At 68.8% G+C, this 11,874-nt stretch carries 10 protein-coding genes; 5 read left to right on the forward strand and 5 right to left on the reverse strand.

The window, feature by feature from the left end:
- Positions 1-52 precede the first annotated feature (52 nt).
- Positions 53-1,075, reverse strand: coding sequence for a DUF2125 domain-containing protein (locus ACH107_RS24495; RefSeq protein ID WP_412508127.1), 1,023 nt, complete (start codon positions 1,073-1,075; stop codon positions 53-55).
- A gap of 49 nt (positions 1,076-1,124) precedes the next feature.
- Here ACH107_RS24495 and ACH107_RS24500 point away from each other — a divergent pair, with 49 nt between their 5' ends.
- The 3 genes from ACH107_RS24500 to ACH107_RS24510 all read left to right on the forward strand — a co-directional run bounded on the left by ACH107_RS24500 (position 1,125) and on the right by ACH107_RS24510 (position 5,694).
- Complete coding sequence (locus tag ACH107_RS24500) at positions 1,125-1,655, forward strand: gamma-glutamylcyclotransferase (protein ID WP_412508128.1); 531 nt, start codon at positions 1,125-1,127, stop codon at positions 1,653-1,655.
- 67 nt (positions 1,656-1,722) lie between these two features.
- Positions 1,723-2,949: a biopolymer transporter ExbB gene (locus tag ACH107_RS24505; RefSeq protein ID WP_412508130.1), complete on the forward strand. Its 1,227-nt coding sequence runs from the start codon at positions 1,723-1,725 to the stop codon at positions 2,947-2,949.
- Between the two features lie 3 nt (positions 2,950-2,952).
- Positions 2,953-5,694: a peptidoglycan -binding protein gene (locus ACH107_RS24510; RefSeq protein ID WP_412508132.1), complete on the forward strand. Its 2,742-nt coding sequence runs from the start codon at positions 2,953-2,955 to the stop codon at positions 5,692-5,694.
- A 22-nt stretch (positions 5,695-5,716) separates the two neighbouring features.
- On the opposite strand, the gene ACH107_RS24515 is transcribed toward ACH107_RS24510, so the two are convergent.
- From ACH107_RS24515 to gloB, 3 genes are all read right to left on the reverse strand, one after another.
- A complete protein-coding gene (locus ACH107_RS24515) occupies positions 5,717-6,688 on the reverse strand; it encodes a M23 family metallopeptidase (protein WP_412508133.1) in 972 nt (323 codons plus the stop codon).
- A 1-nt stretch (position 6,689) separates the two neighbouring features.
- Complete coding sequence (gene clpA / locus ACH107_RS24520; RefSeq protein WP_412508135.1) at positions 6,690-9,026, reverse strand: ATP-dependent Clp protease ATP-binding subunit ClpA; 2,337 nt, start codon at positions 9,024-9,026, stop codon at positions 6,690-6,692.
- Between the two features lie 154 nt (positions 9,027-9,180).
- Positions 9,181-9,948 (reverse strand): hydroxyacylglutathione hydrolase, encoded by a 768-nt coding sequence (gloB, locus tag ACH107_RS24525; RefSeq protein WP_412508136.1) that lies wholly within the window; start codon positions 9,946-9,948, stop codon positions 9,181-9,183.
- A gap of 62 nt (positions 9,949-10,010) precedes the next feature.
- Between gloB and ACH107_RS24530 the strand changes: the two genes are divergently transcribed.
- Entirely contained in the window at positions 10,011-10,751 is a 741-nt protein-coding gene (locus ACH107_RS24530) for a methyltransferase domain-containing protein (protein ID WP_412508137.1), read from the forward strand.
- Positions 10,752-10,758: 7 nt separating this feature from the next.
- Here ACH107_RS24530 and ACH107_RS24535 read toward each other — a convergent pair whose 3' ends face one another.
- Complete coding sequence (locus ACH107_RS24535; protein WP_412508138.1) at positions 10,759-11,118, reverse strand: VanZ family protein; 360 nt, start codon at positions 11,116-11,118, stop codon at positions 10,759-10,761.
- A gap of 257 nt (positions 11,119-11,375) precedes the next feature.
- Here ACH107_RS24535 and ACH107_RS24540 point away from each other — a divergent pair.
- The coding region (locus tag ACH107_RS24540) for an aminopeptidase P family N-terminal domain-containing protein (protein ID WP_412508139.1) at positions 11,376-11,874 on the forward strand (499 nt) is incomplete at its 3' end.

The following is an 11,874-nucleotide window of genomic DNA, read 5'->3' on the forward strand; positions in this document are numbered from 1 at the left end:
CGGGCGACTCCCCCGGGGTATTTCGGCCGAGAAGAAACGCGGGGCGCGGATGTCACCGGAGGCGCAGGACCGGGGCGGCGGCGACGGGAACCGGGCCCAGCATCACGCGGCCGTTGCGAAAGCCCAGCGGGATGTCCAGCGTGCGCGGGTTGCCCGCCATGCGCGAGACCAGCGAGAGCCCGTCGCGCAGCGTGTCGGCCAGCCCCTGCGGCACGGCGCCGCTGGTCACCGCCATGTCGAGAATGTCGCGCCAGTTGCGCGCCTTGACCGTGACCTCTCCCACGGGGCGGCCATCGGCCCCGATGTCGACGGTGCCGGCGGCCTGCAATTCGAGCCGGCCCCACCGGGCCTCGGCCAGCCGGATCTTGATGCGGGTGGGCTGCGGCCGGGCGACCTCGATCGCCGTCCGGTCCCACGGCTTGTCGAAGGCCACCGTCATGTCGGCGGTGAACGCGTCGAAATCCTCGGGCAGTCGGCCCGCGGGATCGACGCGGGCCTTCCAGCGCGGCGCGGGGCCGAGCCCGTCGGCGCGCAGGCCCAACCGGTAGGTCGCGATGGTGCCGCGGTCGCGCTCGGCCGCGAGGGTGAGCGACTCGACCCGGCTTGTGCCGTTGGCCTGGCCGGGGCTGATCGTGATCATGTCCGCGGTCAGCGTGCTGCGTTCCAGCGCAAGGCGCGTGCCGCCGGTGACGACGAGGCTGGCGCGCATGTCGCGGCTGGCAAGATCGTAGCCGGCGCGCGGCGTGGCCACGCGCTGGGCGTCGGGCCAGACGGCGATGACGTGATCGGGCCGGTAGCTGAGCGTGTTGAACTGGAACCGCGGCGCGTTCCAGGCGAGCCCGGTTTCGGGGTCGGCAAGCGCGACGTCGGTGAAAACGGTGTCGAAGCGGTTCGGAAAGCCCTGCACCGTCATGGTGCCGTAATCGGCGGCCCAGCCCTCGGCGCGGCGGGCCTCGAACCAGCCGGCGGCGGCCGTTTTCGCCGCCTGTGCCCCGACGACCCAGTAGCCCGCCCATAGCGCCGCGGCCGTCACGATGATCCCGAGCAGCAACCGCATGCCGTCGCCCCCTTTCATGCCCTTTCCAGATGGTGTTTAAGGCGTTGAAAGCGCGAGGAACAGCAAAATGACGATGTGGGTTTTCGGGTACGGGTCACTGGTCTGGAATCCGGGCTTCGAGGCGGCGGAGCGGGTGCTGGCCACGTTGCCGGGGTATCACCGCAGTTTCTGCATGCGCAGCGTCCACCACCGGGGCACGGACGCCGACCCGGGGCTGGTGCTGGCGCTGGACGCCGCCGGCGGGGCGAAATGCCGCGGCGTGGGGTTCTCGGTGCCGCCGGAACGGACCGACGCCGTGCTGGGCTACTTGCGGGAGCGCGAGCTGATCTCGTCGGCCTACCTTGAGCAGGTGCTGGATATCGAGCTGGATGACGGCCGGCGCGTCGAGGCGGTGACCTACGTCGTGGACCCGGCGCATGTGCAGTATTGCGGTGGCATGCCGTTGGAGGAACAGGCGCGGATCATCGCGCGGGCGCATGGCGGACGCGGGCCGAACACCGAGTATCTTTTCAACACCGCCGCGCATCTGGGCGATCTGGGCATATCCGATGACGAGCTGGACTGGCTGGTGCGGCGGGTCGGGGAACTGACGGTTTAATGCCTTGGCTTGCTTGCCGTGAAAGCGTAGGGTCGGCGCCGAAATGACAGAGCCGGGAGCCGTCCACATGGACCAGCCGGACCGCGAGGTCGAGCCGCAGTTTTCCCACCCCGTCCGGCAGATCACGCTGATGCTGGTCGTGCTCGGGCTGACCGGGGCCGGGGCCTTCCTCGCGCTGCCGCGTGTGCTGCCGGTTTTCGAGGCCAATCCCTACCTGAACGGCTTCATCCTGTTCGTGTTCGGGATCGGGGTCGTCGCCTGTTTCTGGCAGGTGCTGCAGCTCATCGGGTCGGTGCGCTGGATCGAGGATTTCGCCGCCGACCGGCCGGGCCACCGGATGAGCAAGGCGCCGCGCCTGCTGGCGCCGCTTGCCACGCTTTTGCGGCAGCGCGGCAAGCGGATGCAGATCGCGTCGTCCTCGGCGCGCTCGATCCTCGATTCGGTCGCACAGCGCATCGACGAGGCCCGGGAGATCACGCGGTATATCGTCAACATGCTGATCTTCCTCGGGTTGCTGGGCACGTTCTACGGCCTCGCGACGACCGTGCCGGCGGTGGTGGACACCATCCGCAGCCTGGCCCCGCAGGAGGGCGAGGCCGGTATCGCCGTTTTCAACCGCCTGATGACCGGGCTGGAGGAACAGCTGGGCGGCATGGGCGTGGCCTTTGCCTCGTCCTTGCTGGGGCTGGCCGGATCGCTCGTGGTGGGGCTGCTGGAGCTTTTCGCCGGGCACGGGCAGAACCGGTTCTACCGGGAACTGGAAGAATGGATGTCCACGATCACCCGCGTCGGCTTCGCCTCGGGCGATGGCGAGGGCGGCGAGGACCAGAACATGATGGCCGCGATGGTCGATCACATGGCCGAGCAGATCGAGAACCTGCAGGTGACGCTGACGCAATCGGATGTCAATCGCGCCCGGGTGGACGAGAAGCTGGGCGTGCTGGCGGATTCGATGGAGCGCCTGACCCATCGCCTGACCGACGCCAACCCGATGAACGCTGCGCTGAACCGCGTGGCCGAGGGGCAGGAAAGATTGCTGGCGGAGCTGGAAAAGCAGGCCGAGCGGCAGTCGGGCGAGGGGCTGGACGCCGAAAGCCGGATGCGGCTGCGCTCGATCGATGTGCAGATGCTGCGCCTTCTGGAGGAGGTCAGCGCCGGCCGGCAGGAGATGATGGCCGAGATCCGCACCGACCTCGCAGCCCTGTCAAAGGTGTTCGGGCAGGCGCGTGGCGGCGTGGCCGCGGCCGAGCGCCACGCGCAGGCGCGTCCCGCCAGCCGGGAGGAGGAGGGCTAGACCATGGCCCTTTCGCGCCGCACCGGCAGCCGTTTCCAGGCGTCGATCTGGCCCGGTTTCGTCGACGCGATGACGGGCCTGCTGCTGGTGCTGATGTTCGTGCTGACCATCTTCATGGTGGTCCAGTTCGTGCTGCAGGAAACCATCAGCGGGCAGGCGAGCGAACTTGACGAACTGTCGGGCGAGGTCGCGGAACTGTCCCGCGCGTTGGGGCTGGCCGAGCAGCGCAACGCCGACCTGACCGATCGCGTGGGGGAGTTGCGGAGCACGTTGGGCGATGCGCGGGAGCGACAGCAGGAGCAGGCGGCGCTGATCGCGACCCTGCGCAGCGAACGGGACGCGCAGGATGCCGCGCTGGACGCGGCGCGCGGACGTATCGCCTCTTTCGAGGAACGGGTGGCCGGGCTGTTGGCCGACCGCGAGGCGAACCTCGGCCGCATTTCCGACCTGGAAGGCGAACGCGAAACGCTGCTGAGCGAACAGGAACAGTTGCAGCTTGCCCTCGCGGATCTGCGGGACGAGGTGGACGCGCAGACCGAGGCAGCGCGGCTGGCCGCCGCGCGGCGCGAGGCGCTGCAGGCGCTGGTGGCCGACCTGCGCCGCCGCAACACCGAGGGCAAGCAGGCACAGGCCGCGCTTGGCACGCGGGTCGAGACGCTTGAATCCGAATTGAGCGCGGAGGAGGAGGCGCGGCTGGCCGAGGCGGCCGCCGCCGAGGCGCTGCGCGAAAAGCTGGAGGAGTCGCAGGCCGAGTTGACGGCGATGACGCTGGCGCTGGAAGAGGAACGGCGCCGCGCCGAGGAGACTTTGACCATGCTGGCGGCCGCCGAGGAAGCGCGGGACGATCTGGATGTGCAGCTGGCGCAGGCGCTGATGTCGCTTGAGCAGACCGAGGCGGAGCTGGCGACGGTAAGCGACAGGGCCGACGCGCGCGCCGACGAGGCCGAGGCGCTGAGTTCCCGCGTTGCCGCGCTGGAGGGCGATCTGGCCCGCGCGCAGGCCGAGCTCGACGAGGCCCGCGGCGACTACGAAACCACCGTGACCCAGTTGAACGAGGTGCAGCGCGCGCTGGCGCAGGCGCTGGCCGAGGCCGAAACCCGCGCGGATGAGCTGGTGCGCAGCCGTGCGGCGCTTGATGCGGCACGGGAGGAGTTCGCGACGCGCGAAGCGACGCTGGAAGAGCGGATCGCGGCCGCCGAGGCGGCGCTTGCGCAGGCCCGCGAGCAAACCGAGACCGTCCGCGCCGAACGCGCGACGGAGCGCGAGGCGCTGGAAGCGCGGATCGCGGCGGCCGAGGCCGCGCTTGAACGGGCGCGCGACGAGACGGCCGCGGCACAAGCCGCCCGCGAGGAGACGCGCGAGAGCCTCGAAAGCCGGGTGGCGGAACTGGAGGCCCGGTTGGCTGAGACGCGGCAATCGGAGAGCGATCTGAGCGCCGAGAAGCGCACGCTGGAAGACCGCGTGGCGACGCTGGAGGCCAGCCTTGCCGCGCTGCGGGGCGAGCGTGATGACCTCGGCGACGAGAAATCCGCCTTGCAGGACCGCCTCGCCCGGCTTGAGGCCGATCTTGCGGCGATGCGCGCGGCGCGTGACGAGCTCGGGGCCGAAAAGACGGCGGTGGAGGACCGGCTGGCGACGCTTGAAGCGGAATTGGCCACCCTGCGGACCCGGCGCGACAGGCTCGGCGCCGAGAACGAGAGCCTTGAGAAACGCCTTGCCGAGGCGCTGGCGGCCAAGGTCGCCGCCGAGAGCGAGGCGGTCGAGAATGCCGATGTCATCGCCGATCTGCGCCTGAAGCTGGACGAGGCCGAGGCGGCGCTACGCAGCACGAAGGCCCGGCTGGCCCGGCAGATCGCCGCCGCGCGGGAGGCCGCGGAGACCGAGGAGATGGCGGCCGACGAAGTGCGCAAGCGGCTGGCGGCCGCGTTGGCCGCGCGGCTGGAGGCGCGCGAGGCCCGAGACTCGGCGCTGAACCAAGCCGAGGAACGTGCCGCCCTGCTGGCGCAGGCCCGCGAGAAACTGGCCGAGCAGGAGGCGCGGACCGACGCCGCCCGGCGCGAGCAGGCCCTGCTCAACCGACAGGTGGCGGCGCTTCGCGAGCAGCTTTCCGAGCTTCAGGCGCTGCTGGACGAGGCCAAGACGCGCGAGGCGGCCGCCGACGTGCAGTTGCAGACCCTCGGGCGCGACCTGAACACCGCGCTGGCCCGGGTCGCGGCCGAGGAGAAACGCCGCCGCGAACTGGAGGAGGAAAAGCGCCGGCTGCTGGAACGCGAGAAGGAGGAACTCGAGAAATACCGCTCGGACTTCTTCGGGCGGTTGCGCGACGTGCTGGGCAGTCAGGAGGGTGTGCGGATCGAGGGCGACAGGTTCGTCTTTTCCTCGGAAGTGCTTTTCGCGCCGGGGGAGGCGCGGCTGTCCGACGACGGGCGCGCGGAAATCGCCAAGGTCGCGCGCATCCTGCGCAACGTGGCCGACGACATCCCCGAGGGCATCGACTGGGTGATCCGGGTGGACGGTCACACCGACGACGTGCCGCTGATCGAAAGTGCGCGGTTCGAGGACAACTGGGAACTGAGCCAGGCGCGGGCGCTGTCGGTGGTGCGCTACATGATCGACGAACTGGGCATCCCGCCGGACCGGTTGTCGGCCAACGGGTTCGGCCAGTACCAGCCGGTGAACCCCGCCGACACGTCCGCGGCGCGGGCGCAGAACCGGCGGATCGAATTGAAGCTGACCGAGCAATAGCCGGCCGGCCGGGCCGGCCGGATCAACGCCGCACGGTGATGTCGGCGTGGCGCACCGCGACGACCGTGCCGTCGCGCTCCAGCCGGACATAGCCGCGGTAGTCGCCTTCGGGCCAGCCGCCATCGGGGCTGCGGCTGCCGAAAGCGCGCATGATCTGCGCCTTGGGATCCTCGAGTGTCAGGTCGTGACGGAAAATTTCGCCACCCGGTCCCGACGCCGTGAAGCGCAGCCTGTCGCCCGGTTCCGGGTAAAAGGCATGACCGTAAAGAACGAGCGGCTGATCCGGCCGGGAGGCCCGGACGCGCGCGGCGCCGGATTTCACGGCGTCGAAATCCGGTATGCCGGTGGCGAAGCCGGCGGTGAACAGCCCCGTGGGCGTGTAGGGCAGCGCGGCCTGCCACAGCCCATTGCCGTCACCCGCGCCGCAAGTGGTGCTGTCACCAGGATTGAACGGATCTACCACCGCGCCATTACGGAGCACGCCAAGATGCACGTGCGGCGCGTTCGTCAGGCCGCTCAACCCGATTTGGCCCAGAACGGCGCCGCGTTCGACGATGTCGCCGTCGCGTACCGCGACGCTGCCGCGCGCCATGTGGCAATACAGGGTCTGCCAGCCGTCGCCGTGGTCGATCCGCACGGCGTTGCCGCATTCCCGGCCGCGGATGCTGTCGCGGGTTTCATCTGTCACGGGGCGGTCTTTCATCCCGTCGCGGGTGGCGGCAACCCGGCCCGGCGCGGCGGCGAGTACGGCAACCCCGTTTTCCATCGCCTCGAAGGAGAGCAGCGAGAAATCCGTTCCGCGATGGCCGTCGCGCGATTTCAGGCCGCAGGTGTAATCCGCCATCCCCTGTCCGGGGCGCGCATCGACGTAATCCTCGATGAAACAGGTCTGCCCCGGGTCGCAGTCGACGGGCAGTGACAGTTCGGGGGCCGCCACCGCCGCGCCACCCCCCGCAACGAGGGTGGCGGCGGCAATCGCGGCCCGGCGCAACACCTCAATCGGCGGTGAGCAGCGGCGGTTTCTTCTTGCCCGACAGGCGCGGGCTTTGCGGGCCTTCGAGCTTGAGGTCGATCTTGCCATCCTTGACACCCACCTTGACCAGCCCGCCCTTGGCGAGCTTGCCGAAGAGCAGTTCCTCGGCCAGCGGTTTCTTGATGTGTTCCTGGATCACGCGGCCCAGCGGGCGTGCCCCCATCTTGTCGTCGTAGCCTTTTTCGGCCAGCCACTCGGCCGCCGGTTTCGTCAGTTCGATGGTCACGTCGCGATCCATGAGCTGCGCTTCGAGTTGCAGGACGAACTTCTCGACCACCCGCAGGATGACGCTCTTCGGCAGCGGGCCGAAGGAGATGACGGCATCCAGACGGTTGCGGAACTCGGGCGTGAAGGTGCGTTCGATCGCGGCGGTATCCTCGCCCTCGCGCCGGTCGCGGCCGAAGCCGACGGCCGATTTCGCCTGTTCCGTCGCGCCCGCGTTCGACGTCATGATGAGCACCACGTTGCGGAAATCGATGGTGCGGCCGTTATGATCGGTCAAGCTGCCGTGGTCCATGACCTGCAACAGGATGTTGAAAACGTCCGGGTGCGCCTTTTCGATCTCGTCCAGAAGCAGCACGCAGTGCGGATGCTGATCGACCCCGTCCGTCAGCAGGCCGCCCTGATCGAAGCCGACATAACCCGGCGGTGCGCCGATCAGGCGGCTGACGGCGTGCTTCTCCATGTATTCGGACATGTCGAACCGCAGCAGTTCCACCCCGAGCGTATCGGCCAACTGGCGCGCGACCTCGGTCTTGCCGACGCCGGTCGGCCCGGCGAACAGGTAGTTGCCGATGGGCTTCTCGGGCTCGCGCAGGCCGGCCCGCGCCAGCTTGATCGAGCTGGACAGCGCCTCGATCGCCGTGTCCTGCCCGAAGACGACGCGCTTGAGCGTGCCTTCGAGATCCTTGAGCACCTCGGCATCGTCCTTGGAGACGTTCTTGGGCGGGATGCGCGCTATCTTGGCGACAACGGCCTCGATATCCTTCGGGCCGATGGACTTGCGCCGTTTCGACGCCGCCACGAGATGCTGCGCCGCGCCGGCCTCGTCGATCACGTCGATGGCCTTGTCCGGCAGCTTGCGATCGTTGATGTAGCGCGCGGAGAGTTCGACGGCCGTCTTGATCGCCTCGTTGGTGTACTTGACGCTGTGATGTTCCTCGAAATAGGGCTTGAGCCCCTTGAGGATCTTGACCGCGTCCTCGGTCGTGGGTTCGACCACGTCGATTTTCTGGAACCGGCGGGACAGCGCGCGATCCTTCTCGAAATGCTGGCGGAATTCCTTGAACGTGGTGGAGCCCATGCAGCGCAGCTTGCCGCCCTGCAGCGCGGGCTTGAGCAGGTTCGAGGCGTCCATCGCCCCGCCCGAGGTGGCGCCGGCGCCGATCACGGTGTGGATCTCGTCGATGAAGAGGATGGCGTCGGGATGCTCCTCCAGTTCGCTGACAACCGCCTTGAGCCGCTCCTCGAAATCGCCGCGGTAGCGCGTGCCGGCCAGCAGCGCGCCCATGTCGAGGGAATATATCGTCGTCTTCGACAACACTTTGGGCGTCTGGCCCTTGACGATCTTGTAGGCGAGGCCCTCGGCAATGGCGGTCTTGCCGACGCCCGGGTCGCCCACCAGCAGCGGGTTGTTCTTGCGGCGGCGGCAGAGCACCTGGATGCAGCGCTCAACCTCGGTGTCGCGCCCGATCAGCGGGTCGACATCGCCGCTGCGTGCCTTGGTGTTGAGGTCGACGCAGTATTTCGCCAGCGCGGATTCACCGGCTTCGACGGCGTCGGACTCGGTGTCGGGCTTGGCGCTCTCGCCGTCGGAGTCGGAAGAACCGGTCACCGGGCGCGACTCGCCATAGGCCGGATCCTTGGCGACGCCGTGAGCGATGAAGTTGACGGCGTCGTAGCGCGTCATGTCCTGTTCCTGCAGGAAGTAGGCCGCGTTCGACTCGCGCTCGGCAAAGATGGCCACCAGCACGTTGGCGCCGGTCACTTCGGTCCGGCCCGAGGACTGGACGTGGATCGCGGCGCGCTGGATCACGCGCTGGAAAGCCGCTGTCGGTACGGCTTCGGACCCTTCGATGTCGGTCACGAGGTTCGACAGGTCCTCGTCGATGAATTCCACGAGGGTGGTGCGCAGCTCTTCGGTATCGACGCTGCAGGCTTTCATGACGCGCGAGGCGTCGGGTTCGTCCACCAGGGCGAGCAGCAGGTGCTCCAGCGTCGCGAATTCGTGCTGCCGCGCATTCGCCAGGGCCAGCGCGGCATGGATCGCCTGTTCCAGCGTGTTCGAGAATGACGGCACGGTAGTGCTCCTTCTGATCTGGGCCGGCGGCTTGCGCTCCGACCGTGGCCTCATATCGTTAAAGTGTGGTCGATATGGTCCGGCCTTCAAGTTTTTTTTGGTCAACCGCGCTCAATTTTCCTGACAGTTCGACGCATCAAGGCCGGTTTGTTGCTCAGAGACGGTCCTTTCGCGCACGCAGCTCGGCGAACACCTTGCCCGGATCGGCGCCAGCCATTCCGAGCGCGTCCTGCAGCTCCGCATCGGTCGCGCGGAGGAAGGGGTTGGTGGCCAGTTCCTCGGCCATGGTCGATGGGACGGTGGGCTCCCCGCGGGCGCGGGCGGCCTGTATCGTCTCGGAACGCGATATAAGCGCCGGATTTTCCGGATCAACCGACAGCGCGAAACGCGCGTTCGTTTCCGTGTATTCGTGGCCCGAACATATCACGGTGTCTGGGGGCAGCGCGGCGAGCTTGCGCAGGCTTTCCCACATCTGGGGCATGGTGCCCTCGAACACCCGGCCGCAGCCGAGCGCCATCAGGCTGTCACCGGTGAAGGCCACCCGGCTTTGCGGGAAGTGGAAGGCGATGTGGCCCACCGTGTGGCCCGACACGTCGATGACGGTGCCGGTCTCGCCGCCGATGGTCACGCTGTCGCCCTCTGCCACCTGACGGTCCAGCGGGGGCAGGCGGTGCGCGTCGGCCGCGGCCCCGGTGACGCGGGCGGGATGGGCCGACAGGAGCTCGGCAAGGCCCTGAACGTGGTCGGCGTGGTGGTGGGTCAGCAAGACATCGGTCGCGCGCCAGCCCCGGGCGTCGAGCGCGCGCAGGACAGGCCCGGCCTCGGGGACGTCGACAACGGCGGTGTCCCCGGTTTCGGGGTCATGGGCCAGAAAGGCGTAATTGTCCGACAGGCAAGGAACGGTTTCGATCTGCAAGGTCATGGTATTTCCCCATTTGCCGGTTATTGCTAGGCTCAGACTGACCGATCAGGGACGGCGCCGCAATGCATCTCGACGTGCAGGATCTGAGGAATTTCTACTACCGCAGCGCCCTCGGGCGCGCGGCGCAGAAGACGGTGCGCGCGGACCTCGCGGCATTCTGGCCCGAGGCCAAGGGGCAGACGGTGGTCGGTTTCGGGTTCGCCGTGCCCTTCCTGCGGCCCTACCTGGCGCAATCCAGGCGCGTGATCGCGCTGATGCCCGCGCCGCAGGGCGTGATCGGCTGGCCGTCCGGGATGCCCAACATCTCGGTCCTGTGCGAAGAGACATCGTGGCCGCTGGAAACGGGACACGTGGACAAGCTGCTCGTGATGCACGGGCTCGAGACGTCCGAGCAGCCGACGGCGGTGCTGGAAGAATGCTGGCGCGTTCTGGGGCCCGGCGGCTCGGCACTGTTCGTGGTCCCCAACCGCGCCGGGCTGTGGTCGCGCAGCGACCGCACGCCCTTCGGCTACGGGCGGCCGTATTCGCAGTCGCAGCTGGAAAACCAGCTTAAGGCACACAATTTCCTGCCCGAACAGCACGCGACCACGCTGTTCCAGCCGCCCTCGTCCCGGCGGTTCTGGCGGCGGACCGCGGGCATGTGGGAAACGCTGGGCGGGCGGCTGTCCTTCGTCGCGGCGGGCGGTGTTCTGATCGTGCAGGCCAGCAAGCGGGTCCAGGCGCCGTCGGGGCCCGGTCTGCGCGAAAGGGTGCGCCGCCCGCTGGACGTGCTCAAGCCCAAGCCCGAGGCAAAGCCGGTCTAGCGCGGCGCTAAGGGGTGTCCCGCGTGGCCGCGGACATCCGGTTGCGTCGCTGCAGAAGGCGGCCGGGCAGCAGGCCGACGGCTATCCCGGCGGTATCGGCCAGCAGGTCGCCCCATTCGGCGCTGCGGCCGACGGCGGGCTGGACAATTTCGATCACCGTGCCGTAAAGGACCGCCGCCGCCGCCAGCCAGACCGCCTGTCGCGGCCAGCCAAGCCCGGCGGGCAGCACGAGCAGGGCGAAGGCAAGGAAATGCGCCGTCTTGTCGCCGACCGGCAGCGCCCCGGCGCCGTCGCCGGGCGGGCCGAGCGTGCCCACCGCGATGCCGAGGGCTGTCAGGACGGTGAGCAAGAGCGCGGCAGGTTTCATCGGGGCTCCGGTGGCGGGTCCGGTCGACGGGCCGGTATCGGCATTGCCTAGCCGCCGGGCGGCGGCGTTGGCAATGGTCTTTGTCGGCGGCGGGCCGGGATATGCCGCCGGTGGAACAGGTGTTTCGCCTCCGCGAGGTCAGCCTCGGGTCGGGAGGACTGCATCATGGCACCTGCGACGCCCGAGGCGGGCATGTTCCGCGGCCTCCTGCCTTGCCACCGCCGTCGTCTGGCGGGCGCGCAAAAGGAGCAAGAAACATGCACGCGAATCCCTTCAGCGATGCCGAGCTGGCCCGCCGCGTGGACGCGACGCGCGCCGCGATGGCCCGGCACGGGGTCGATGTGGCGCTGTTGAGCGCGCCGGAGAACATCTTCTACCTGTGCGGGCTGGATCACTGGGGGTATTTCGCGCCCCATGTCCTGATCGTGCCGGCCGAGGGCGACATGGTGCTGGTGACGCGGCAGATGGAACAGGTGGCGATCCGCAACATGGTGCGCAACGCGCTGTTCCTGGGTCATGACGAGTCCGAGACGGCGGCGGATGTCGTGACGCGCCACCTGAACGGGCGCTGCGCCGGCAGGGTGCTGGGGATCGAGGCATGGTCGGCGGGGCTGTCGCTCGGGCTGGGCGAACGCCTCCGCGACGGGATCGGTGCCGGCTGCTGGCAGGACATCACCGGCATGGTGGACGACCTGCGGCTGGTCAAGTCGGTCGAGGAGCAGGGTTTCGTCCGGCGGGCGGCACGTGCCGCCGACG

The organism is Roseovarius halophilus (ex Wu et al. 2025) (assembly GCF_047086965.1).